Here is a 25,391-nt window from a genome sequence, read left to right as displayed (position 1 = left end):
GCCGGTCGGCGGGTTCACCGGGCGACCGCCAGGCAGTAGTCGTCGTCGGTCGCGAGCAGTTGGCGGTGGGTGTTCTCCGCGGTGATGACGCCCTCGTCCAGGACGAGGACACGGTCCGCGGCGTCCAGGAGCGCCGGACTGCTCGTGATCACGACGGTGGTGCGGCCCCGCCGCAGTTCCGCGACCCTGCGGGCGATGAGCTGCTCGGTGACCGCGTCGACGGCCGTCGTCGGGTCGTGCAGCACCAGGACGTCCGTGTCGGCGGCCAACGCACGGGCCAGGGACAGCCGTTGGCGCTGCCCCCCGGAGAGGTTCGCGCCGCGGTCGCGGACACCGTAGTCGAGTCCTTCGCGGTGCAGGGCGACGACATCGGCCAGCATGGACGCCTCGACGGCCTCCGGAACCGTTCGGCTGGTGCCGGAGGGGTCGATGTTCGTGCGCAGCGTGCCCGCGAAGATCTCCCCGTCGTAGGGGTTCACCAGCAGGTGCTCGCGGACCCCCTCGACCGACAGCTCCGCCAGCTCCCGCCCGCCGACCCGCACCACTCCCTCGTACGCGTCCGGCGGGACGTTCATGGCCAGGACCGACGCGAGATCGGCCGCCGCACGGGGCTGGTAGGCGGCGATCGCCACGAACTCGCCTGCGGGCACCGTGAACTTGAGGTGGCGGAGCGTGCCGTGCCGGACCCCGTCGACCTGCAGGCCCCCGCCCGCGGCCGGGAGTTCCGTTCCCGGTGTGGTCACCGGCGGCGCGGCGAGCACCAGCGCCATCCGCTCGGCCGACGCGCGCGCGATCATCACATACTTCGGCATCTGGGAGAACAGCTTGAGCGGTTCCATGATGAACTGCGCGAGACCCACGGCCATCACGAGTTCGCCGATGTTGATCCGGCCGTCGAAGGCCAGCATTCCCGCCGTCAGGGTCACCGCGCCTGCGAGGACCGCGTTGAGCGCCAGCGCGGTGCCCTCGTACGCCCCGTTCACCCTGGCGACGGTGACCGCCTGGAGCCTGGCCTCCGTGCTGACCTGCCGGTAGGACCGGAACGCCGCGTGGTTCCCGCCGAAGCCGTGCAGCGGGCGCAGACCGCTGATCAGGTCGGCGACCTTCGCACCGGCCCGCGCCACCCGGGCCTGCTGCTCGTGGGTGCTGCTGCCGATCCGTCTGGAGAGCACGCTCAGGATCGACAGGATCGCGACCGTTCCCACGATCACCAGCAGGCCGAGCCGGATGTCGGCCAGTGCGAGCGCGACCGCGGCGACCGCCACCGCGACCAGCGAACTGATCAGCAGTGGCACCACCTCGATGATGTCGGCGGTCTGGTCGGCGTCCTCGGTGGCGATGGTCAGCACCTCGCCGGACTTGAGGTCCGTCCTCCTGGCCACCGGCTGGAGGCCGCAGGCCGCGACCCTCACCCGCCAGCGGTGCGCCTCGGTGGTGTTGGCCTTCTGGAGGATGCGCATCCCGAACCGCCAGGACAGCGACACGGTGGTGATGATCACGGCCAGGGCGGCGATCGACAGGCCGAGCGCGCCGAGGCTCCGATCGCGCAGCGTGTGCTCCACGATCAGACCGAGCGCGATGGGGAAGGCGGTCTCCCCTGCCTGGTACAGGCCCATGAGGACGGTGCCCCAGGCCATCGCGCCGATGTTGCGGCGCAGCGCGGTGCGCAGGATGTCCGCCCCCGTGCGGGGCCGCTGCGTGTCAGGAGTGGTCATCAAGGTGTCGGGCAATCGCTTCCGGGGTGCGCAGGGTGAACAGATCGCGGATGGTGATCACTGGACCGAACTCCCGGCGGAGCAGGCCGATCAGCCGCACCGCCAGCATCGAGTGCCCGCCTAGGGACACGAAGTCGCTCACCGCGCTCACCTCGTCGTCGTCCAGGTCCAGTGCCTCGGCGAAGAACTCGCACACCACGCTCTCGGTCTCGGTCCGGGGTCCGCGCTCACCCGCCGTGGTCAGCGCGCCGAGCGGCTTGGCGTCGGGCAGCGCCTTGGTGTCGGTCTTCCCGTTCACCGTGAGCGGGATGCTCTCGACCTGGGCGTAGTGCGTGGGACGCAGGAAGTCGGGCAGTGCGGCGCCCACTTCGGCGGCGACCGTCGCCAGGTCGGCCCAGTCCAGCACGAGATAGGCGGCCAGCCGGTGGGCGCCGTCGACCCCCGGGTCGGGCTGGGCGACCGCGGCGACGAACCGCACCGCCGGGTGCGCCGCGAACGCGGCCTCGACCTCGCCTAGTTCGACCCGGTGCCCGCGGATCTTGACCTGCTGGTCGGTCCGGCCCAGATACATCAGGTTCCCGTCGGACCGGCGGATCACCAGGTCCCCGGTGCGGTACATGCGCTCACCAGGTGTGCCGAACGGGCAGGCGACGAACCGGTGCGCGGTCTGGGCCGGCCGGCCGAGGTAGCCGCGGGCGATGCCGATGCCCGACACATACAGCTCGCCGGGAACACCGTCCGGCACGGGCCGCAGCCACGGGTCAAGGACGTACACCTCGGTGTTGTCGATGGCCACGCCCACCACCGGGTCCTGGCATTCGAAGGTGCCGACGCCGAGGGTGTTGATGGTGTACTCGGTGGGTCCGTACAGGTTGTAGCCGGCCGTCCCCTCGGTGTCGGCGAGCCGCTGCCACAGCGTCGGGGTGACCGCCTCCCCGCCGAGCAGCACCAAGGCCGGCCGCCGTGCCGGATCGTCGAGCAGCCCCTCGGCCACCAGCTGCTGTGCGTAGGTCGGGGTCACATTGATGACGTCGATCCCGTGCTCCAGGCAGTACTCGACCAGCCGGGGCGCGTCACGGCGCAGTTCCTCGTCGCAGATGTGCACCTCGTGGCCGTCCGCCAGCCACAGCAGTTCCTCCCACGACATGTCGAACGCGAACGACACGGTGTGCGCGATCCGGAAGACCCGGTGTCCGTGCTCCGCGAGGACCGGTTCGAAGATACGGCGCTGATGGTTGATCAGCATATTGGTGAGCCCGGCGTACTCGGTGACCACGCCCTTGGGCTGCCCGGTCGAGCCGGAGGTGTAGATGGTGTACGCGGGGTGCCGCAGCCGGTCGGGGTCGTCCGGCGCGTACGTCACGAACGGCTCGGCCTCCGGCAGGGGGCGGTCCAGCTCGATCAGGTCGCCGGACAGCCGGTGCGAGACCGCGCTCACGGTGAGGATCACCTCGGGGCGGGCGTCCGCGAGGATGGTGGCGATCCGCTCGTCGGGGTGGTCCAGCTCCAGCGGCACATAGGCGGCGCCGACGCGCAGCACGGCGAAGAGCGCCACGATCGAGTCCAGGGAGCGCGGGATCGCCAGACCCACGGTCGTCTCGGGGCCGATGCCGCGTGCGGCGAGCACGCCTGCCACCGCGCGGCTGCGGTCCCTCAGCTCGGCGAAGGTCATGGCCGTGCCGTGGGCGACGAGCGCCACCCGCCCCGGATCGCGGTCGGCGGCCCGGTCGAACCGGTCGGCCACGGTGTCCGTGCCGATGTCCGTGCGCTCGGCGGGCCGGGGCCGCGGGCCCATGCCCGGCAGTGCGCCCACCGGGCCGGTCGACCTGGCCAGGTCCTCCAGCATCCGTACATAGTCGTCGAGGAGCCGGCGGGCGTCGTCCTCGCTGCCGTACCGGTGTTCCAGCTTGATGGTGAGCCGGTCGCCGGGCGTGACGACCCAGGTGAACGGGTAGTGGGTGGAGTCGTCGGCCCGCACCGAGGTGATGCCGTGCCGGGCGTTCATCTCGGCGAAGGCGTCCAGATCGAGGAAGTTCTGCAGCACGAAGAGGTTGTCGAACAGCGCGTCCTGTCGTCCGCAGGCCCGCTGGATCTCACCGAGTCCCAGGTGTTCGTGTTCCATCGCCGCGGTCCTGGCCGTCTGCACGGCCGCCAGATAGGCGCCGACCGTGTCGTCGGCGCGGGCCCGCGTCCACAGGGGCACGGTGTTGAGCAGCACCCCGACGATGTCGGAGAGCCCCTCGCCCTCGCGGCCCGAGACGGTCACCCCGAACACGGCGTCGGAGCGGCCCGTGTGGGCGCCGAGGAGCAGGCCGAACGCGCCGGTGAGCACCGAGTTCAGGGTGACGCCGTGCCCCTTGGCCGTCTCCCTCAGCAGCTCCGACGACTCGGCGGACAGCGTGTGCACCAGGGCGCGCGGCAGGTCGTCCGAGAGGGCCGGTGCCGGTCCGGCGAGCAGCGTCGGGCCGGGGAGGCCGGCCAGGTGCTCGGCCCAGAAGCGTTCCGACGCGGCGGTGTCCTCGGCGTCGAGCCGCCGGGCGTAGTCCTCGAAGCCCGGCGTGGCGGGGGTGGGGTCGAGCGGGGTGCCGGACAGGACGGACGCGTAGGCGTCGAACAGGTCCCGCAGCACGATCTCTCGGGACCAGCCGTCCCACAGCAGCAGGTGGTAGCTCAGCAGCAGGCCGTCGCGGTCCTCGGGCAGCCGGACCACGGTCATCCGGATCAGCGGCGGCTCGGCCGGGTCGAATCCCGTGTCGCGGTCCCGGGCGCGCAGGGCCTCGACCTCGGCGTCCGTGGCCAGTTCGACCGTATGGACGTCGACCCGTCGGCCCGCCCTGAGGACCTGGACCGGATGTCCGTCGTCGTCCGTGGTGAATCCGGCGCCGACGACGGGGTGCCGCGCCATCACCTGGGCCATCGCGTCGGCCAGCGCCTCCGTGTCCAGCCGCCGGTCGAAGGTGAACCAGCTCTGGGCGACATAGTGTCCGGCCGAACCGGCCAGCTGTGCCTGGAAGTACAGGCCCCTCTGGAGCGGGGTGACCGGTGCGGTGCGCTCGGCGGTCGCCGCGGTGTCCGCGAGCTGTTCCAGGGCGCTCAGCCAGTGCCCGGTGATCTCGTCGGAGATGCCGTCGGCGAGGGTGAAAGCCGCGTGCAGGGCGCCGGTGGCCTCGTCGGTCCACGCGTTGACCTCGACCGCGTACGCGCCGCCCGGATCGCTGTCCGCGATGTGCACCGCCTGGTCCTCGGTGCCGCGGCCGAGGTAGTTGAACAGCACCTGCGGGCGCGCGTCCAGCAGGGGGGACGTCTGCGGGTTGAGATACCTCAGCAGGCCGTACGTCAGGTGTGCGCGCTCGTCCGGCTGGCGTTCGGCGACCTCGCGGGCCGCCGCGACGGGGTCGGTGTGCGCGGTGAGCCGCACGGGAGCGATCGCGGTGAACCAGCCGACGGTCCGGGTGTAGTCGTGGTGTTCCCGTACGGGGACCCGGCCGTGCCGTTCCAGTTCGATCGCGAGGTCGGTGGGCGAGGGCTGGACGCGGGTGAGCGCGGTACGCAGGGCGCCGCACAACAGCTCGGTGAGGCCGATGCCGAGTGCCGCGGGCGCGGTGCGTGTGATGCGGTCCCCGGCCTCGGGCGCAAGGACGACGGTGACCTCGCGCCTGCCCTGGACCGCGGGCAGCAGCGCCGGCGCCCGGAGCGTGGTGAGCCAGTGCCCCAGGTCGCCGATCGCGTCGGCGGACCCGAGCGCCAGTGCCTCGGCGTACTCGGCGTAGGACGTGGTCGGTGGCGGCAGGGCCCGGCCGCTCAGGGCGGTGGCGATGTCGTCCAGCAGGATCCGCCAGGACACCGCGTCGACCGCGAAGTGGTGCACGGTGACCACCAGGGTCCGGCACCGCTCCAGCCAGGAGAACGCGATGACCTCCCCGGACTCGGGGTCGAGCCTCCCGGCGGCCTCGGTGGCAGCCGTCGCCGGGTCGGTGGTGTCCATGGGGACGACGATGATCCGCCCCGCGGGCTCGGTGCGCAGCGCCCACGCCCCGAGCTCGACGCGCAGCCGGATCCGCAGGGCGGGGTGGGCGGCCACGACGGCGTTCGCGGCGCGCCCGATGTCGGCGAGCGCGGTGCCCTCGGACAGGGTGACGGTCCTGGCCTGCACGAATCCGGTGAGGGATCCGCCCAGTTCACGCTGGCGCAGGATGATGGGGGTCGGGCTGAGCGGGCCGTCCGTGCGGGGGGCGGGCGCGGGCGCCGAGGTCGGCTGTGGTGCCTGGGCCGCGAGGTGCTCGGCGAGTGCGCGGGGGGTGCGGAGCAGGAAGACGTCCCGGGGGGCGATCGGCAGGCCGAGTGCCCGGGCCCGGTTGATCACGGTGATGGCGACGATGCTGTCGCCGCCGGCCCGGAAGAAGTCGGTGTCGCCGTCCACGGACGCGCCGGGCAGGGCGTCGGCGTAGATGCCGACGAGCGCGGTGAGCGCCGGGTCACCGTCGGCGTACCGAGGGCCGGGCGCCGGTTCGGGGGTGGTCCGGGCAGCCCGTTCGATGAGGGCCCTGCGGTCCAGTTTGCCGTTGACCGTCAGCGGTAGGGCGTCGACCGTCAGGACTCGGCCCGGCACCATGTGCGCGGGCAGTTTCGCGGACAGCAGCCCGGTGAGGTCGGCGGGCATCCGGCCCACGACGTGCGCGACCAGATGGTCGCCGCTGTCCGCGACGGTCACGGCCACGTCGACGACGCCGTCGAGTTCCCTGACCGCCGATTCCACCTCGCCCAGTTCGATGCGGAATCCCTTGAGCTGGACCTGGTCGTCGGCGCGGCCGGCGAACTCCAGCTCGCCGTCGAGGGTGCGGCGGGCGAGGTCGCCCGTGTGGTACATGCGGGAGCCGTCGCCGGCGAACGGGTCGGCCACGAACCGGCCGGCGGTGAGCGCCGGCCGTCCGAGGTAGCCGAGCGCCACCTGGTCGCCGGCCACATAGATGGCACCCACTGTGCCCGGCGGCACCGGCCGCAGCCGTTCGTCGAGGAGATGGGTGGTCAGTCCGGGGATCGGGCCGCCGATGGGGCTGACGTCGTCGGCCGGACGGAAGTCCGCCTCGGTCAGCACCCGATGGGTGACATGGACGGTGGTCTCGGTGATCCCGTACATGTTGACCAGTTCGGGCGAGGCGGTGCCGTGCCGCTCGACCCAGTCGCCGAGGCGTCCGAGGTCCAGGGCCTCACCGCCGAAGATGATCCTGCACAGGGCAGGCAGCGGTTCACCGGCCTGCCGGTCGGCCTCGATGAACTGGTAGAAGGCGGAGGGGGTCTGGTTGAGCACGGTCACCCCGCGCTCGCGGACCAGCCGGTGGAAGTCGACCGGGGAACGGGTCAGCCCGTACTCCGGCACCAACAGTTCGCCGCCGTGCGCCAGCGCGCCCCACAGCTCCCAGACCGCGAAGTCGAAGGAGTAGGAGTGGAACTGGACCCATACGTCGTGCGGTCCGAACCCCATCTCGGCGCGGGTGTTGGCGAGCAGCGTCACCACACTGGAGTGGGGGACGACGACGCCCTTGGGCCGGCCGGTCGATCCGGACGTGTAGATCACATACGCGGGGTCGTACCAGTCGGCCTCGGCCACGGGGGCGGCGGTCGCGGTCGGGGGCAGCTCGCTCCCCTGTACGACCACCCGGGCGGACACGCCCACGCGGTCCAACAGCCGGGTGAAGCGGTCCTGTTGCTCCGGGTCCACGAGGACGACCTGGGGAGCGGCGTCGGCGAGGATGTACTCCAGGCGTTCGTCCGGGTAGGCCGGGTCCAGCGGCACATAGGCGCCGCCCGCGCTGACGATCCCGAGGAGCGCGACGACCTGCTGAAGAGAGCGCGGCACGGCGACGGCGACCCGCGCGCCGGGCCGCACCCTCGCCGCACGCAGGACGGAGGCCAACTCGTTCTTGGCGACGGCCAGTTCGCCGTAGGTGAGCGAGCTGCCGCTGCCGTCGAGAGCGCACCGGGTGACGGCGGTGGCGGCCGGGGCGCGGTCGGCGGCGGCGTCGAAGAGCGCGCCGAGCGTCGTCGGGACGATCCGCTCGGGGGGCCGGGTGCTCCGGGTCTCGAGGTCGTCGACCAGGTCGTCCGGACGGGTCAGCAGTCCGGTGAAGGCGGCGGTGAACGTGGACAGGATCTTCCGGGCGCTCGCCTCCCGCAGCAGTGCGCCGTCGTAGATCAAGTTGAAGCGCGCGGGACCTTCGGGAGCGCGCTCCACGACGAGGGTCAACGGGTAGTGCGGCGCGCCCTCGTTGACGATTCCGGTGACGGCGAGTTCGTCACCGGGCCGCCGCAGCGCGTCCAGGTCGGTGGCGACGTCGAACACGACCAGGGTGTCGAACAGCGGGCCCTCGCCGGCCAGACGGCCGATCCTCGCCAACGACACATGCTGGTGCGGCAGGACCGCGCTCTGGTGTTCCCGTACCGAGGCGAGCAGGTCGCGGGCGGTCGTGGTGCCGGACCACCGGGCGCGCACCGGGACGGTGTTGATGAACAGCCCCACCATGTCCTCGATGCCGGGCACGTCCGCGTCCCGGCCGGACACGGTGGAGCCGAACACCACGTCCCTGTCGTGCAGGAGGCCGCCCAGGGTCAGCGCCCAGGCGCTGTGCACGGCCACGCTCAGCGGGACGCCTGCCGACCGGGCGGCCGCGTCGATGTCGTGCGCCGCTTCCACGGCGGTGTCCTCGTACCGGTCGGACGGGGTGTGCCCGCGGGCGACCAGTGAGGGGCCCGGCAGATCGGCGAGCTGGGCGCTCCAGACCCGGTCGCTCTCGTCGTCGTCGCGTCCGGCCAGCCAGCTCACATAGTCGCGGAAGCCGCCGAGCGGATACCCGGTCCCGGGTGCGTGGTACTGGGCGAGCAGTGCCCGGAGCATGGGCGGCACCGACCAGCCGTCGGCGATGATGTGATGCACGGTCTGCACCAGGACGTTCCGTCCTGGGCCCCCGCGGACGAGGGTGTACCTCATCAGCGGACCGGCGGCCAGGTCGAAGCCCGCGCGCCGGTCCGCCTCGGCCAGCTCGCGCAGCTCGGAGTCGGTGATGCCGGGCCGGTCGACCGTGGTGAAGGGTGCCTGCGCGCCGCTCTCCAGCACGGACACCACACGGCCGTCGGCGAGAGCCATGAACCGGGCGGCCAGGTTCGGGTACAGCGCGAGCAGCCGGGTGGCCGCATGTGCGAGCCGATCGGCGTCCACATCGCCGTCGAGCGTGAGCAGTTGCTGTTCGACATAGGCGCCGGCCGAGTCGTCGTCGAAGACCGAGTGGAAGTACAGGCCCTCCTGGAGCGGGGTCAGCGGAAGGACGTCCTGGAGTGTGGGGCCGTCCAGGGCGTCGACGTCGGCCTGGGTGAGCGGCACCAGGGGGAAGTCGCTCGGTGTGTGGCCGCCCCGGTCGAGCGCGGCCAGGCCGGTCAGGGCGTCCTGGAAGTGCTCGCAGACGGCGGTGACATCCTGGTCGGTGAGTATCCCTTCGGGCCAGGAGACGGTGGTGACCAGTTCGTACTTCCCGGAGGGGGCGGGTTCGGCGATCGCGTTGAACTCCAGTACCCGCGGCAGGCGCATCCTCGGGTCGCGCCTCTCGCCGAGCTGGCCGGTGGTGCCCGTGTGCTGCCACTCCCCCGAGGTGCCCGCGTCGACGCGGCCCAGGTAGTTGAACAGCACCTGGGGTGCGGGCGCGTCGAACTCGCAGCGGGCGAGGTAGCGCAGGGCGCCGTAGGAGACACCGTTGTCCGGGACCCGGGCCAGGTCTTCCTTGACCGCCTTGAGCGCGGCGGCCAGATACTCTGGCGCGGTGAGGTCGCCCCCGGTTCCGGGGTCCACGGTCACCGGGAAGAGTGTGGTGAACCAGCCGACGGTGCGGGACAGTTCGGGCTCGAAGCCGGCGGTGGGGGCCACGAAATGCGCTTCGCGGCCATGGCCCTCCAGCTCGATGTACGCGAAGGTCTGGTCCTGCCCGAGGTCGCGGCGCCATCCCGCGAGGGCGACGGCGAGCGCGGTGATCAGTACGTCGTTGACGCCCGCGTGGAACTTGGCGGGGATCTCGCCCAGGAGGGCAGCGGTGGTCTCGGGGCCGACCGTGACGGTCCGCAGTCGCTCCCCGGCGACGGTGTCGGCCGCGGACAGCTCGCGCCTGCCGAGCGGCTGGTCCGTTCCGGGCAGGGGACGGCGGTAGGAGGAGCTGTCGGCGTCGAAGGCCGCACGGTCGAGGAGCTGGGTCCAGCGCCTGAAGGACGTGCCCGCCGGGGGAAGTTCGACGGGCTTACCCGAGGTGTACTGCTGCCAGGCGGAGGCCAGGTCGTCCATCAAGATCCGCCAGGACACACCGTCGATCACCACATGGTGGGCGACGAGGACCAGTTGCCGTGCCGCGCGGCGCCACACGGCACGCAGCATGGCTCCGCCGTCGGGGTCCAGGGCGGCGGTGGCGAGGGCGGCACATTCGTCGAGCGGCCGGTCGCTCTCCTGCCAGGCGCGCGGGTCCGGGTGGTCCTCGGGGATGTCGAAGCTCCAGCGTTCGCCTCGCACCAGGTGGGCGCGCAGCATGTCGTGCCGCCGGATCACGGCGGTGAGGATCGTGTCGAGGGCGTCGGCGGTGAGGTCCGCCGGGGTGTTCAGCACCACGGACTGCACAAAGCCGTCGATCGCGTCCGTGGTCTGGCCGAGCCACTGCAGGACGGGCGATCCCACGACGGGGCCGGTCGGGGCGTCCCGGTGGTCCACGACCGATGTGTCCTCGCGAGCGGCGACCGCCGCGAGTTCCCCCACGGTGCTGTGGGTGAAGATCTGCCGTGCCGTGACATAGAGCCCCGCCTCACGCAGGGTGCTCAGCAGCGAGATCGCCAGGATGCTGTCTCCGCCGAGCTGGAAGAAGTCCTGGTCGACACCGACCTCTTCGAGCCGCAGCACCGAGGCGACCGCCGCGCACACGGTGCGCTCCTGCTCGGTCGTGGGAGGGGTGATCCGGCCCGTCGTGATCACGGGTTCGGGGAGCGCGTTCCGGTCGAGCTTGCCGTTCGCGGTGAGGGGGAACTCGCTCGTCACCACGATGTGGGTGGGCACCATGTACTCCACCATGTGCCGTTCGGCCCACGCCTTGACCTCGTCCGCCCGCAGGTCCTCGTGGCCGGCGCTGGGGATGACATAGCCCACCAGGTAGGTGCCGCCCGCCGTGTTCTTCTTGGCGACGACGCAGGTGTACCGCACCGCGGGGTGCTCGGCGAGACCGATCTCGACGTCCTCGATCTCCAGCCGCATGCCGCGGATCTTGATCTGGTTGTCGGCGCGGCCGAGGAAGTCCAGGGAGCCGTCGGCGTTGAACCGCGCGAGGTCACCGGTGCGGTACAGCCGGGACCCGTCGTCGGCGAAGGGGTTCGCGACGAACCGGGAGGCGGTGAGTCCGGGCGCGTTGGCGTAGCCGCGTCCGAGGAGGAGTCCGCCCGCGTACAGTTCGCCGCCGACCCCGACCGGCACCGGGCGCAGTTCGTCGTCCAGCACATACAACTGGGTGTTGGGGTTGGCCTTGCCGATCGATGTGGACATCCGTGCCGCGGCGCCCCGGTAGATGACGTGCGAGATGCCGATCGTCGTCTCGGCCGGGCCGTAGCCGTGGTACATGGGGATGTCGAGCCGGGTGCGGAACCGCTCGTACAGCTCCGGGGTCAGCACCTCGCCGCCGCACCACACATGGCGCAGGCTGCTCAGCCGCCCGGAGTCGCCCGCGATCTCCAGCAGCACGTCCAGCATGGACGACACCAGATAGGTGAAGGTGACGCGCTGCTCGGCGATCACGTCGAGGAGGTGGTGCGGGTCCCGTTCGCCGCCGGGCCGCAGGACCACGAGACGGCCGCCGGACACCAGCGGCAGGAAGATCTCGTTGATGGAGATGTCGAAGGACAGCGGAGCCTTGAACAGCGACGCGTCGTCGTGGCCGAAGCCCAGGATCTCGTCGACCTGCCACAGCAGCCGCTCGCTGATCGCCTCGTGCCGGATCATCGCGCCCTTGGGCCGGCCGGTCGAGCCCGAGGTGAAGATGACATAGGCGAGGGAGTCGCCGCGGACGGCGGCGGCCCGCGTTCCGTCGTGGGGGCAGGGTCCGAGGTCCCAGTCGTCGAGGTCGACGGCGACGGCCTCCGGTTCGGTCGGGGGGTGCGCGCCCGAGTCGTTGAGCTGGACCATGACCCGGGCGTCCTCGATGACGACGGCGCGGCGCTCGGCCGGCCACTGGGGGTCGAGCGGTACGAAGGCGCCGCCCGCGCGGAGCACGGCGAGCAGTCCGATCACCATCTCGGCGGAGCGGCCCAGTGAGATGCCGACGACCTGTTCGGCGGTCAGGCCGCGTTCGATGAGACGGTGGGCCAGTTCGGCCGACCGCTCCTCGGCCTGACGGTAGGTCAGTGACCGGTGCTCGTCGACGACGGCGACGGCCTCCGGCCTGGCCCGCGCCTGTTCGAGGAACATCTCGACGATGGTGGGGCGGGCCCGGTCGGCCCCGGTGTCGTTCCATTCGGCGAGGGTGGCGAGCCTGCCGGCCACGCTGGAGGGGCTGATGGTGCCCAGCGGCCGGTCCGGGAAGTCGGCGAGGTCGTCCAGGGCGAGTTGGGCGTCGGCGGTGACGACGCCGTCCGGCACGGTGATGCTGCCGTCGTCGGGGCCGAGTTCCCAGCCCTCGGGCCCGGCACCGCCGTTGTCGGCCCATCCCAGGACGTCGGCGAACAGGGTGGCGGGGGTGAGATCGATGCCTTCGGGGCTGCGGCCGGTCGCCCAGTACGACAGGCCGATGGCGCACGCCTCGGTGATGGTCCTGTGGGAGTAGTCGCCGGCTCGTCGGCGTACGTCGGCCAGACGCGCGGGAGAAAGCCGTATGAGACGAGCACTCGGTTCCATCATCGAAGACTCAACGTCCTTCCAAGGAAATCGAAAGCAAGCCGATCGAGGTCGGGCTTGCGCTTGCCTAACTGCCTTCTCGCCACGCCTGCCACAGCCGCGCGTACCGGCCGCCCAGCGCCACCAGCTCGTCATGAGTGCCCTGTTCGACGATGCGCCCGGCGTCCAGCACCGCGATCCGGTCCGCCGCCATCGCCTGGGTCAGCCGGTGCGCCACGAACAGCGTGGTCCGGCCGGCGCACGCGGCCAGCACGGCCCGCTCCAGTTCGGCGGCGCCCTCGCTGCCCGCCTCCGCGGTCGACTCGTCGAGCACCACCACCGGCGCCCGGCCCAGCACCAGCCGGGCCAGGGCGATCTGGGCGACCTTGGTGACGTCCAGGCGCTCACCGCCCTCGCCGACCGGGGTGTTCAGCCCCTCGGGCAGCTCCTCGACCCACGCGTGCGCGCCGACGGTCCGCAGTGCGTCCAGCAGCTCGGCGTCGGTCGCCTGCGGCGCCGCCAGCCGCAGATCGTCGGCGAGCGGACCGGAGAACACATATGTCTCCTGCGTCAGGATGCTCACCATGGCCCGAGCACCGGCCCCGTCGAGTCCCGCGAGGTCGGTCGTGCCGACGCGCACCGAACCGGACTGCGGGGTTCCGATGCCCGCGATCAGCGCGGCCAGGGTCGTCTTGCCCGCGCCCGTCGCGCCCACCAGGGCGAGCGAACCACCCGCCGGGATCGTCAGGTCGATGTCCCGCAGGACCGGTTCCTCGCTCCCGGGATAGACGAACGTCAGCCCCTCGACCGTCACCGGCAGCGGCGCGGGACCCGTGGATCCGACGGCCGGGTCGCCCACCAGCCGTTCGTCCGCGGCTTCCCCGAGCACACCGACCAGCCGGGTCAGGCTCGCACCCGATTTCTGTGCCTCGTCGAAGGTGAACATGATCAGGCCGAGCGGGGTGAACAGCCGGTGGAACAGCAGCGGGGCCGCCGACACCTCGCCCAGGCTGGCGGCACCGGCCTCGATGAGGGCGTATCCCACCACGATGATCAGGACAAGACCGATGAACTCGGCGCGGTTCTCCCGGCCGACGAAGCGGCCGAAGAAGCGGAACACCTCGATGCCGAGGTCCCGCACCCGCCGCGACTCCTCGGTGACCTTCTCCCGGAAGACGCCTTCCAGGCGGTAGGCCCGGACCGTGTCGATGCCGTCGAGGCCGCTGATCAACGCCTGCGCGCGGTCGGCCTGGGCCGCCCGCTGTTTCCGGTAGAGCGGGGCGGACCTCGGGAGGTACCAGCGCAGGGCCAGCGCGTACGCGGGAAGGGCGCCCGCGCCTGCCAGTCCCAGCCGCCAGTCCAGTCCGAACATGGCGGCCGTGGCGATGGTGACCAGCACACCGGCCGAGAACACCGTGGGAATGGCCGTACGGATCCCCTTGGAGATGACGGCCACGTCGTCGCCGGCCCTGGAGAGCACGTCCCCGCGGCCGACCTGCTCGATCCGCGCGCTGGGCATCCCCAGCACCGCGCGCACCGCGCCTTCGCGCAGCCGGGCGAGCAGTTCCGCGCCCAGCCGCCCGATCAGATAGGTCGATGCCGCGGTGGCCGCCCCGCCGAGCAGCGCGGCGGCCGCGACGAGTACCCCGATGGTCACGAGGACCGATCGCGACTCGCCCTCGACGACCCCGTCCACCACCTTGCCGAGCAGGAGCACGGGCAGCACCTGGAGGGCGGCGCCCGCCACCGTGGTGAGCACGGTGGCGGTCGACAGCCAGGGCGCCTCCCTGCAGTGCGCCACGACCCACCGGGTGGCTTCGCGTCCGGTCGCCGTGCGCAGGGTCCTACGGGCGACGCGTGTGTCGATCGTGCTCACACCACTCCCCGGACGGGCCGAGGACGGGTCATGGGGATCCGCATCGCTAGCCGGCCGCCGACTTGACGAGTTCGTCGATCGCGTACGGCATGGACAGCAGCGTGCCCTGGGAGATGGCCGCGCCGATCGCCGGGCCCTCACCGTCCAGCAGGTACGACACGTTCCCCTTCTTCACGGCCTCCAGGTTGGCGAACAGCTCGAACTTCTTCAGCGCGTCCATGTCCGCCTTGTCGTTGATGACGAAGATGCGGTCGACGTCGACCAGGTCGACGCGCTCGGGGGAGAGCTTGGTGTAGAAGCTGCCGCCCGCGAACTTGTCGATCGCGGTCTGGTACTTGAAGCCGATGCCGGTCAGCAGTCGTCCGCGCACATCGGTGGAGACGAACGGTGCCACCGAGTTCTCGTACCAGGACAGCGCGACGACGGTCTGGTCCGCGAACTCCGGGTGCGCCTTCTTGGCCGCGTCCAGCTTGCCCTGGATGTCCGTCACCATCTTCGCGCCCTCGTCGGCCTTGCCGAGGGCCTTGGCGATCTGGAGCGCGTTGTCCTGCCAGGGCGCGCTGAACGGCTCCTTCTCCTCCTTGGTGCGGCCCACCGTGGGAGCGATCCTGGAGAGCTTGTCGTAGGCGGCCTGGTCGATCTCGGAGTAGACCGCGATGATCAGGTCCGGTCGCAGTGCGGCGATCTTCTCGTAGTTCGGGCCGGAGTCGCCGTTCTTCATGATGACTTCGGGACGGGTGTCGCCCCACTTGTCCTTCACCCAGGGCCACTGGGTGTTGACGTCGGGGGTGTGGCCCGCCGGGTTCGGGTACTGGTCGACCATGCCGACCGGTTTGACGCCGAACGCCAGGATGGTCTGGTCGTCGGTGTAGCCGACGGAGACGACCCGCTCGGGGGCCTTGTCGATCGTCGTCGATCCGAACGCGTGCTCCACGGTGACCGGGAAGGCTCCGCTCGCGGTGTTCGTGATCGTGTCGCTCGCCTTGTCGTCCGCCGAGTCCGAGCCGGAACCGCATCCCGCGAGGAGGCCGACACCGAGCGTCGCGGCGGACAGTACCGCCACCACTCGCCGCCAGGTCTTCGTACGCGTCGTTCTGAGGAGGAGCATCCGGATTCCCCTTGTTCTTCGTGCTGCCTGTACATCTGCCCTGAGGCAGGCAAACCGTAGCGCACCTTAAGTAAGGTTAGCCTAGCCTAACTTTTACAACTGGGTCGCGACCTGGTCGAGTTGGACATGTGTGCGGCCGATGGGCACGATGAGCGGCCGGTCCCCCACCGGGTCGTCGATGACCCTGGCGTGCAGTCCGAACGCCTCGCGCAGCAGCTCGGCGGTGATCACCTCACTGGGGTGCCCCTGCGCGACGACCGAACCGTCCCTCATGACGATGAGGTTGTCGCTGTACCGTGCGGCCAGGTTGAGGTCGTGCAGCACCATCACGACGGTGCAGCCCGACTCGTGCAGGTCGTTCACCAGGTCGAGCACATCGACCGCGTGCGCGAGATCGAGGTAGGTCGTCGGTTCGTCGAGGAGCAGCAGATCGGTGCCCTGGGCCAACGTCATGGAGATCCAGACGCGTTGGCGCTGCCCCCCGGACAGCGTGTCGACCGCGCGGTCCGCCAGGTCGGACACCCCGGTCAGGGCCAGCGCGCGCTCGACCACGGCGGCGTCGTCCGACGACCATTGCCGCAGCCAGTTCTGATGCGGATGCCGGCCCCGGGCCACCAGGTCGGCGACCGTCAGGCCCTCCGGCGCCACCGGTGCCTGCGGCAGGAGACCGAGCTTCTTCGCCACATCCCTGGTCCTGAGCCTGGCGATGTCGTCGCCGTCCAGCACGACCGTCCCCTTGGCCGGCTTGAGCAACCGCGACAGCGCCCGCAACAGCGTCGACTTACCACAGCCGTTGGGGCCGATGATCGTGGTGATCACCCCCGACGGTATCGCCACGTCGAGATCGTCGATGACGGTCCGAGCGCCGTATCCGACCGAGATGCCCCGCGCCGCCAGCCGCGAGGCGTCACCGGATCCGGAGTCGATCCCGGTGATGGACTGCTTGGCCACTGGGCCTCCTTCTTCAGGCTTGCCGTACTTCTGCACCAGCTATCCGCGGTTCGCCCGGACCAGCAGATAGACGAGGAAGGGGCCGCCGATCGCCGCGGTGACCACGCCGACCGGGAGACTGACGGGCAGTGCCGTACGTGCGATGAGATCGGCACCGATCAGCAGCACCGCGCCCACCAGGCCGGAGGCCGCCATCGGCGGTGTGGGCCGACGCGCCAGACGCATCGCCACCTGAGGCGCCACCAGGGCCACGAAGGGCACCGGGCCCGCCGCGCTCACCGCCGTCCCGGCCAGCAGCACCGCACACAGCAGAAGGACCGCTCGCACCGCCGAGTACCGCACCCCCAGGCCCGCGGCGACATCGTCGCCCAGATGCATCGGCTTGAACTGGAACGCGGCGCCGGTCACGACGACCAGCAGGACGAGCGTGCCCCACAGCGCCACCCCGACCTCGTCCCAGGACCGGCCGTCCAGCGAGCCGATCAGCCATGCCTGGGCCCGGGCCACGTCCCTGATGTCGGCCTTGACCAGCAGCCAGGTCGTGATCGACTCCATCACCGCGCTCACCGAGATGCCGATGAGGATGAGCCGGAAGCCGTCGATCCCGCGCCGCCAGGCCAGGAAGTAGACGAGCAGTCCGGTGCCGAGACCGCCGGCGAGCGCCGCGGCCGACAGGCCGATGGAGCTGACGATCGCCGCGGTGGTCCCTCCGGACACCGTCACCAGGAACACCGCGACGGTGCCGGCACCGCTGGTGATCCCGAGGATGTCCGGGCTGGCCAGCGGATTGCGCGCGATCGACTGGGTGAGGGCGCCGGACACGCCCAGCGCCGTCCCCACGACCAGTCCGGCGAGGGCCCGCGGCATCCGCAGATCCATGATCACGAACTCGTCGACCCGCTCGCCCCGGCCGAGGATCGTGGCGAGCACCCGGGGCAGACCGATCGGGAAGTCCCCGACGGCGATGGACACGCAGAAGACCAGGAAGGCGAGGGCGGCCAGTACGACCGTGACCAGGACCATCCAGGGCCGCCACACGAAGGACAGCTGGCCGAGCCGTACGCCCGGCGCCACCGAGGACTTCATATCTGTCGCGTTCATGTGTTCCTGAGCTTTCCGCGCCACACCAGAACCGCGAAGAACGGGGCGCCGAGAAGGGCGACGAGCACACCCGCGTCCAATTCTCCCGGCCGCACCACCAAGCGGCCCACGATGTCGCAGACCAGCAGGACGACGGCGCCGAGCAGCCCCGCGTACGGGACCAGCCAGCGGTAGTCCGGTCCGGTCAGATACCGGGCCACATGGGCCACCATCAGTCCGAGGAACGCGATGGGGCCGCAGGCGGCGGTCGCCGCGCCCGCGAGCAGGGTGATGGCGGCGATGCCGACCGTCCGGGTCAGCGCGATGTTGACGCCGAGGCCCCGCGCCACGTCGTCGCCGAGATTGAGCAGGTTGAGGGTGGGCAGGGTGGTCAGCGCGAGCACCAGTCCGACCGCGATGAACAGCGTGACCGGCCCAATGACGTCGAATCCGACACCGGCCACGGAGCCCGCGTTCCAGAACCGCAGCGCGTTCAGCGCCGCGTTGTCGGACAGCGAGATCGCCGTGGTCATCGCCGCGAGGAACACCGTGACGCCCTGCCCGGCCAGCGCGAGGGTCAGCGGGTTGCCGGCTCCCCGGCCGATGCTGGCCAGCCCGAACACGACGACGCCGGCGACCGCGGCCCCCAGGAACCCGAACCAGACGTACTGGAAGGGGTGGGAGAACCCGAACACCGCGATCACCGTGACCACGGCGAACGAGGCGCCGGAGTTCACGCCCAGCAGGCCCGTGTCGGCGATCGGGTTGCGTGTGTACCCCTGGATCAGCGCCCCGCCTACCCCGAGGGCGATGCCCGCGGCGATCGCGAGCACCGTCCGGGGCACCCGCACGGTCTGGACGATCAGCCTGATCTCGGTGAGCCGCCGGTCGGCGTCCGGCGCCGCGAACAGCCCGTGCCACACCTCGGCCGGGCTCAGTGCGCGGGCACCGACGGCCAACGACACCACTCCCGCGACCACGAGGATCACCAGCAGCGCGCCCAGACCCACGAGCCGCCGCCTACGGGCCGGGATCGTGCCCATGGGCGCGGAACGCTCCACAGCGGTCGTGACCATGCCGACGAACGTCATCCCTCGGATCCGTCGGAAGTGCGCGACCGGGAGCCGGCCGACTTCCGGCGGAGGCCGGCGAAGCCGGTCGGCACGGAGGGTGTGTCCGTGGGCATGGTCATTCCTTTCACAACGTCGCACCGTGCTGTCGCGCGGATCGCGCCGGGGCGGCGGCGCGGGTGTGGGCCCGGACGGCGGCCGGGTTCAACGGGCGGTGCCGCCGGTTCCGTCGGCGACGGTCCGTGCCTCGTCGGAGGCGGACTTCAGGCCCCGGTCGAGGAGCGAATCGAGGATCTCACCGACCCTGACGGCGGTGTTGGACAGCAGGGGCGACGTGATGCCGTGCGTGTGCTCGGTGCCGCCCTGCAGATAGATGCCGCAGCGCAGATCGGGATCGGTCGCGATGCGGTAGTCGCGCTCGACGCGGACCCGGCCCTCGTCGTCGCGGAGGCAGCGGTCGGCGACCTCGCCGAGCAGACCGATGGGGTCGGCGGGGCTGTAACCGGTGGCGTAGATCACGACATCGGCGTCCAGGAGGGTGTCCTCGCCGGTGACCAGGGAGGTGACGGTGGCCCGGACACCGCCCGGGGTCTCCTTGACGTCGGTGAGCCGGGAGACGTTGAGGAACCGCAGGCGCTCGGTGCCGAGGACCTTCTCCTGGTACATCTGGCGGTACAGGTCGTCGATCAGATCGATGTCCACCACGGAGTAGTTGGTGTTGCCGTGGTAGTCCATGAGCCGGCGCTTGACGTCCTGAGGGGCGCTGAAGAAATCGTCGACCGCGGCGGGGTCGAAGATCCGGTTGGCGAAGCTGCTGTCGTCGGCGGGGCTGTAGCCATAGCGGGAGAAGACCGCGCAGATCTCGGCCTGCGGGAAGCGGCGGTGCAGGAACGCCACATTCTCCGCGGCGCTCTGTCCGGCGCCCACCACGACGAACCGTTCGGGCGCGGTGCCGTCCAGGCCGTCGACCTTCGCGAGCAGATCGGAGTTGTGCCAGACGTGGTCGGTGCGCTCCACACCCTCCGGCATCAGCGGGCGCAGCCCGGTGCCGAGGACAAGGTTGCGCGTCCGGTGGACCGCGAGCCCCTCCGCCGAGCGGACGGTCACATCCAGGTACTCCACGGCGCCGTCACGGACGACAGGCATGACGCCGACGACCTCATGGCCGTAGGAAACCATGCCGTCGACCTGGTCGGCGGCCCATTCGAAGTAGTCGTGGAACTCCACCCGCAGCGGGAAGAGGTTCTTGTGGTTGATGAAGTCGATCAGCCGCCCCCGGCTCTTCAGATAGCACAGGAAGCTGAACTCACTGGCGGGGTTCCGCAGCGTCACCAGGTCCTTGAGGAAGGACACTTGCATCGTCGCGTCATCGATGAGCATGCCGCGATGCCATCCGAAGCACGGCTGCTGCTCGAAGAAGTGAGCGGTGACCGCTTCCTCCGCGCCGACGCGTGCGTTGTGCTCGCTGAGCGCGATCGCCATGGCCACATTGGACGGCCCGAAGCCGATGCCAATGAGGTCGTGGATCAATCGCGTGTCGCCAGGACGAGCCTGTGCCATGTCACTCCCATCGTGCGGGCGGCGCACGTGCGAGACACGCAACCGCTGGTCGAGCATCGGGAAGTACGGACGTGGGGCACGCCAAGGAGGCGCGACCCGAACTTAGGCAAGGCTAAGCTCATCTCGCAAGGGCTGTCCAGTACGGAAGTGCCGGGAATGGATCATCAACTCCACTCCCCCTGGGCCCCGTTGACCACTTAGGTAAGCCTTGCTTTACTGGCCACGCCATTCCCGGAGCTGAGGAGGAACCCCATGCGGGTCGTCATGTTCGGTTACCAGACCTGGGGGCACCGCACCCTCCAAGCCCTCCTGGACTCCGAGCACGACGTGGTCCTGGTCGTGACACACCCCAAGAGCGAGCACGTCTACGAGAAGATCTGGAGCGACTCGGTCGCCGACCTCGCCGAGGACAACGGCGTACCGGTCGTGCTCCGCAACCGGCCGGACGACGACGAGCTGTTCGAGCGCCTCAAGGAGGCCGACCCGGACATCATCGTGGCCAACAACTGGCGTACCTGGATCCCCCCGCGCGTCTTCGGCCTGCCGCGCCACGGCACGCTGAACGTGCACGACTCGCTGCTGCCGAAGTACGCGGGTTTCTCGCCGCTGATCTGGGCACTGATCAACGGGGAGCCCGAAGTGGGCGTCACCGCGCACATGATGGACGAGGAGCTCGACGCGGGCGACATCGTCCGGCAGGAGGCGGTACCGGTCGGCCCGACGGACACGGCCACCGACCTGTTCCACAAGACGGTCGACCTCATCGCCCCGGTCACCATCGGGGCGCTCGACCTCATCGCCGCCGGGCGGACCGACTTCACCCGGCAGGACCGCTCCCGGGCGAGCTTCTTCCACAAACGCTCCATCGACGACAGCCGCATCGACTGGACCTGGCCGGCCCAGGACCTGGAGCGCCTCGTCCGCGCGCAGTCCGAGCCGTACCCCAGCGCCTTCACCCACCACAAGGGCAAGCGGCTCGAGGTGCTCAGCGCCTTCGTCTCCGAGGGGCGGTACGGCGGCACGCCCGGCCGCATCTTCTACCGCGAGGGCGACGGCGTGGTGATCGTCGCGGGAGCCGACGCCCGCACGGGGCGCAACCACGGCCTCGCCATCACACGTGTACGGACCGAGGACGGACGGGAGTTGCCCGCCACCCAGTACTTCACCTCCATGGGCGGCTACCTGACCGCTCACCCCTGACGGCCCTAGCGGGGAGGTCGGCTGGTTGGTTCCGGCGGCGAGTTCGGGAGTCGATATGCCGGTGGTCTCGGCCCGGGGCGGGGCCGACAGTTGTGTTCGTCACGGCCTGGGCGGCGGGCGGCGGGACCGCGCGGCGGGAGGTCACCGCCGACCGCCTCCAGGATGCTGTGGAGTGCGGTGCCTGATCAGCAGGTGATGGTGCCCTTGCGCAAGGCGTGACCGCCGTCGTTGCTGTCGTCGGCCCAGTAGACCGGCTTGGAACCGGCCACACATTCGTCGGCGCCGGCGAGGGAGAAGCCCTCGTTGTTGTAGTTGGGCATGCCGCTGGGACGGTTGTAGACCGCGCTCGTGGTGAAGGCGCCGGTGGTGTCGATCTTCAGGGTGCGGTGCTGGCCGTTGCAGGTGTCGTCGCAGACCGCCCACAGTCGGGTGGCCTGCGGTTCCCACTGCAGTTCCATCACGCCGGACATGCCGCTGCTGAAGGAGGCGACGCGGGTGTACGAACCGGAGTCGGTGAGGACGTATCCGTAGATCATGCCGGTGCCCTCGACGGCGACGAAGAACACGCCACCGCTGTGGGCGCTGTAGCGGGCCGGGGCGTAGGCCGCACCGGTGGAGGCGTCCTTGAGGCCGGCGCCGGTGAGGTAGGCGTCGGGGATCCAGGTGATCCCTTCGAATCCAAGATTGGGGTCGGTCTTGGGCAGGTCGGAAGTGAGGTTCCATTCCGTGGTGGCGGTCAGCGACGAACCGCCGGCAGCGACGTCGTACTTCAGCACCGACAGACGGCTGGTGCCCGAGGCATCGCCGTTGCGCTCACTGGCGATGAACACCCCGCCGGCCGAGCCGGAGCCGGTGAGGGTGACGCCCTCACTGTCGGGGCTGCCGGAGCCGCCGGGGAAGCGCAGGGTCCTGCCGGAGGACCAGTTGCCGGTCGTATCCGGCTTCCAGCCGCCGGAGCCGTCACGCACCAGGCGCCACAGCTTGCCGCTGTTCTGCGCGCCCCACAGCACGTTGCCCTCCTGGTAGAGGCCGCTGAGGTCCTGACCGAACACATTGGCGGCATCCGCGGTCGACACACTGCCGCTGCCGGGCCACGCCACCGGGGTCGTCGGACCACCGCCGGTGGTGCCGCAGGCGTTGGGGCCGCCGAGGGTGACGGCCGTCGCCTGCTTGAACTCGCCGGTGCCGTCGGGACAGCGCGACCAGGACGGATCGGAGTGCTTGCTCCAGGAGAAGCTGTCCACCAGGGTCTTGCCGTCCGCGAGGTAGAGACGGGCCTTGTCGTCGGAGCCCAGGCCGAACTCGTTGTGGATGTCGAACGCCCGGTACCCGCCCGGACTCAGCGTGGTCCCGGAAGCGATCTTGTACTTGTGGTCGTTGTCGTCGTCCTTGAGGATCCAGCCCGAGACGTCGATCGTGGCGGTGCCCTTGTTGAAGAGCTCGATCGAGTCATTGACCTCGTCGCTGGTCACCACCTCGTTGATGCGGATGTCGTCGGCCGCAGCCGCGTGCGCTGAGGGCACACCGGTCAGGGCGCCCGCGACCAGCAGCGGTCCGGCCACGAGCAAGCGGGTGAGAACACGACGCCGACGGCGAGCGATCGATGCGGTCACAGAGATCCGTCCTGACTTTGTCATGGGCAGGGCGACCTGACGGTCCCGGCCCCGCCCGAACAGGACTCCATCATTGAGGGGGACGGCCTACGAACGGCGGACGAAATTCTGTGCCGCTCGACGTGGGTGGGTGATGTGCTCGGGGCAACGGCTCCGCCCCTACGAACGGAATACCGCTCGCCTCCTGGCCTTCACCAGCATGTCCGCCCCAACTGGTCCCCGCATCCGAGATACCCTGCGCGTCGACCGCGACCGGCACCTTCTGCCCAACCCCTGGCTGTGTCCGGGGAGTTGACACGTGACGCAGGCGTCACATTGACATGCGCAGAAAGTTCCTTCATATTTCTGGCATGTCGTCCCTTCACGCCTCCCCGCGCGCCGCCATCGAGCTGGCGCTCATCGGCGTGACCGCGCTCTGCGTGGCCGACGTTCACTGTCGCTGACACCCGCCCACGGGCGGTCGCGTCGCGATCTCTCTTCTCCCGCGTGACTTCGGTCAGGCTCTTTCGACGACCCGACGACCCGACGCCCGGGCGGACGTCTGTCTCTTTTCGTCTCGCTCCTCGTCAATCCGTCTCGTCAACCGAGACTCCCCTTTCCGAGAGGTCGTCATTCCGATGCGTCAACCGTCCGTAAACAGCGCCCGCGCGGCGTACGTTTCGCTGACCCTGGTCGTGGCAGCGGGCGCAGCCGCCTGCGGGCCGAAGGACAACGATGCCAACGGCTCCGGTGGCGACTCCACGCCGCACAAGGGCGGCACACTCACCGTCCTGAACTCTGCTCCGCAGTCGAACTTCGACCCGGCTCGTCTGTACACCTCCGGCGGCGGCAATGTGCCCTCGCTGGTGTTCCGCACGCTCACCACCCGCAACCGCGAGAACGGCGCTGCCGGTACGAAGGTCGTCCCCGACCTGGCCACCGACACCGGGCGTCCCGACAAGAACGCGACCGTCTGGACGTACACCTTGAAGACTGGCCTGAAGTACGAGGACGGCACCCCGATCACGTCCGCCGACATCAAGTACGGCATCGAGCGGTCCTTCGCCCCCGAACTCTCCGGCGGTGCGCCCTACTTGCGGGACTGGCTGGTCGGCGCGGCGGACTACCAGGGGCCGTACAAGGACAAGAAGGGGCTCTCGGCGATCGAGACGCCGGACGACCGCACCATCGTCTTCCATCTCGACAAGCCCGAGGGCGAGTTCCCGTATCTGGCCACGCAGACGCAGTTCGCGCCGGTCCCGAAGGACAAGGACACCGGTACCAGGTACGAGCAGCACCCGATCTCGTCCGGCCCCTACAAGGTCGTGAAGAACGAGAACGACGGTGAGCACCTCGTCCTGGAGCGCAACACGCACTGGTCCGCCGCGACGGACGCCGAGCGCAAGGCCTATCCCGACACCATCGACGTCAAGTCCGGGCTGGACTCGTCGGTGATCAACCAGCGGCTGTCGGCGTCCCAGGGCACGGACGCGGCCGCGGTCACCACGGACACCAACCTCGGCCCGGCCGAACTCGCCAAGGTGACGGGCGACAAGGAACTCGCCTCGCGCGTCGGCACCGGGCACTTCGGCTACACGAACTACGTCGCCTTCAACCCGAAGGTGAAGCCGTTCGACAACCCCAAGGTGCGGCAGGCGATCTCGTACGCCGTCGACCGGTCGTCCGTGATCAACGCGGCGGGCGGCAGTGCGCTCGCCGAGGCCGCCACCACCTTCCTGCCGAACCAGAAGTCCTTCGGCTTCACGGGGTACGACCTCTTTCCGGCCGGAGCCACCGGCAATGCGGCCAAGGCCAAGGAGCTGTTGAAGGAGGCGGGTTACCCGAACGGGCTCACCGTCACACTGACCCACAACAACGCCCAGAACTTCAGGACCAGCCCGGAGATCGCGACCGCGGTCCAGGACGCCCTCAAAAAGGCCGGCATCACGGTCAAGCTCCAGGGGCTTGAGGACAACAACTACTCCGACACGGTCTACAACGTGAAGACCGAGCCCGGCTTCTTCCTCTCCGCATGGGGTGCCGACTGGCCCTCCGGCGGTCCCTTCCTCGCCCCGATCTTCGACGGCCGGCAGATCGTCAAGGACGGTGCGAACTTCAACACGGCCCAGCTCGACGCCACATCGGTCAACGAGGAGATCGACGCGATCAACAAGTTGACCGATCTTGACGCCGCTGCCGGGCGATGGGGTGCGCTGGACGAGAAGATCGGCGCGCAGGCCCTGACCGTGCCGCTGTTCCACCCCGTCTACAAGCGACTGGTCGGCAAGGGCATCAGGAACGTCGTGATCAGCGACTGGACCGGTGTCCTGGACATCTCCCAGGTCGCGGTGAAGTAGCGC

General features: G+C 70.3%; 12 protein-coding genes. 3 read left to right on the top strand and 9 right to left on the bottom strand.

The annotated features are described in order from the left end of the window. Positions 1–14 precede the first annotated feature (14 nt). The 8 genes from CP978_RS34215 to CP978_RS34180 form a co-directional block, all read right to left on the bottom strand. Positions 15–1,715, bottom strand: coding sequence for an ABC transporter ATP-binding protein (locus CP978_RS34215; RefSeq protein ID WP_043447606.1), 1,701 nt, complete (start codon positions 1,713–1,715; stop codon positions 15–17). Continuing rightward, positions 1,702–12,618, bottom strand: a complete 10,917-nt coding sequence (locus CP978_RS34210; protein WP_043447604.1) for a non-ribosomal peptide synthetase — start codon at positions 12,616–12,618, stop codon at positions 1,702–1,704. The genes CP978_RS34215 and CP978_RS34210 overlap by 14 nt, the downstream gene beginning before the upstream one ends. Positions 12,619–12,682: 64 nt before the next feature. Further along, positions 12,683–14,470 carry an ABC transporter ATP-binding protein gene (locus tag CP978_RS34205; RefSeq protein ID WP_043447602.1) on the bottom strand — a complete coding sequence of 596 codons (1,788 nt, stop codon included), beginning with the start codon at positions 14,468–14,470 and terminating at the stop codon, positions 12,683–12,685. Positions 14,471–14,516: 46 nt separating this feature from the next. Continuing rightward, a complete protein-coding gene (locus CP978_RS34200; protein WP_043447598.1) occupies positions 14,517–15,578 on the bottom strand; it encodes an iron-siderophore ABC transporter substrate-binding protein in 1,062 nt (353 codons plus the stop codon). Between the two features lie 93 nt (positions 15,579–15,671). Beyond that, positions 15,672–16,529, bottom strand: a complete 858-nt coding sequence (locus CP978_RS34195) for an ABC transporter ATP-binding protein (RefSeq protein ID WP_043447595.1) — start codon at positions 16,527–16,529, stop codon at positions 15,672–15,674. Between the two features lie 39 nt (positions 16,530–16,568). Beyond that, a complete protein-coding gene (locus CP978_RS34190; protein ID WP_043447592.1) occupies positions 16,569–17,630 on the bottom strand; it encodes a FecCD family ABC transporter permease in 1,062 nt (353 codons plus the stop codon). Then, complete coding sequence (locus tag CP978_RS34185; RefSeq protein WP_043450308.1) at positions 17,627–18,685, bottom strand: FecCD family ABC transporter permease; 1,059 nt, start codon at positions 18,683–18,685, stop codon at positions 17,627–17,629. The genes CP978_RS34190 and CP978_RS34185 overlap by 4 nt, the downstream gene beginning before the upstream one ends. Before the next feature lie 198 nt (positions 18,686–18,883). Next, positions 18,884–20,239: a lysine N(6)-hydroxylase/L-ornithine N(5)-oxygenase family protein gene (locus CP978_RS34180; RefSeq protein WP_043447588.1), complete on the bottom strand. Its 1,356-nt coding sequence runs from the start codon at positions 20,237–20,239 to the stop codon at positions 18,884–18,886. A 252-nt stretch (positions 20,240–20,491) separates the two neighbouring features. On the opposite strand from CP978_RS34180, the gene CP978_RS34175 reads away from it, so the two are divergent. Beyond that, positions 20,492–21,439, top strand: coding sequence for a methionyl-tRNA formyltransferase (locus CP978_RS34175; RefSeq protein ID WP_043447585.1), 948 nt, complete (start codon positions 20,492–20,494; stop codon positions 21,437–21,439). A 185-nt stretch (positions 21,440–21,624) separates the two neighbouring features. Here CP978_RS34175 and CP978_RS34170 read toward each other — a convergent pair whose 3' ends face one another. Beyond that, on the bottom strand, positions 21,625–23,052 hold the full coding sequence (locus CP978_RS34170) for a lamin tail domain-containing protein (protein WP_043447583.1): 1,428 nt from the start codon (positions 23,050–23,052) through the stop codon (positions 21,625–21,627). A 350-nt stretch (positions 23,053–23,402) separates the two neighbouring features. Here CP978_RS34170 and CP978_RS36285 point away from each other — a divergent pair, with 350 nt between their 5' ends. Beyond that, positions 23,403–23,495: an Ms4533A family Cys-rich leader peptide gene (locus CP978_RS36285; protein ID WP_311775061.1), complete on the top strand. Its 93-nt coding sequence runs from the start codon at positions 23,403–23,405 to the stop codon at positions 23,493–23,495. 174 nt (positions 23,496–23,669) lie between these two features. Continuing rightward, on the top strand, positions 23,670–25,388 hold the full coding sequence (locus tag CP978_RS34165; RefSeq protein WP_043447580.1) for an ABC transporter substrate-binding protein: 1,719 nt from the start codon (positions 23,670–23,672) through the stop codon (positions 25,386–25,388). Positions 25,389–25,391: the final 3 nt, after the last annotated feature.

This window comes from Streptomyces nodosus (assembly GCF_008704995.1).
Taxonomy (GTDB): domain Bacteria; phylum Actinomycetota; class Actinomycetes; order Streptomycetales; family Streptomycetaceae; genus Streptomyces; species Streptomyces nodosus.
Note: the sequence above shows the minus strand (reverse complement) of the source record. Positions and strands in the feature narration are given on the sequence as shown.

Excerpts from the sequence above, each read along its gene's own strand:
- CP978_RS34215 (WP_043447606.1), bottom strand. The coding sequence starts at position 1,715 with ATGACCACTCCTGACACGCAGCGGCCCCGCACGGGGGCGGACATCCTG.
- CP978_RS34210 (WP_043447604.1), bottom strand. The coding sequence starts at position 12,618 with ATGATGGAACCGAGTGCTCGTCTCATACGGCTTTCTCCCGCGCGTCTG.
- CP978_RS34200 (WP_043447598.1), bottom strand. The coding sequence starts at position 15,578 with ATGCTCCTCCTCAGAACGACGCGTACGAAGACCTGGCGGCGAGTGGTG.
- CP978_RS34190 (WP_043447592.1), bottom strand. The coding sequence starts at position 17,630 with ATGAACGCGACAGATATGAAGTCCTCGGTGGCGCCGGGCGTACGGCTC.
- CP978_RS34185 (WP_043450308.1), bottom strand. The coding sequence starts at position 18,685 with ATGGTCACGACCGCTGTGGAGCGTTCCGCGCCCATGGGCACGATCCCG.
- CP978_RS34180 (WP_043447588.1), bottom strand. The coding sequence starts at position 20,239 with ATGGCACAGGCTCGTCCTGGCGACACGCGATTGATCCACGACCTCATT.
- CP978_RS34175 (WP_043447585.1), top strand. The coding sequence starts at position 20,492 with ATGCGGGTCGTCATGTTCGGTTACCAGACCTGGGGGCACCGCACCCTC.
- CP978_RS36285 (WP_311775061.1), top strand. The coding sequence starts at position 23,403 with ATGTCGTCCCTTCACGCCTCCCCGCGCGCCGCCATCGAGCTGGCGCTC.
- CP978_RS34165 (WP_043447580.1), top strand. The coding sequence starts at position 23,670 with ATGCGTCAACCGTCCGTAAACAGCGCCCGCGCGGCGTACGTTTCGCTG.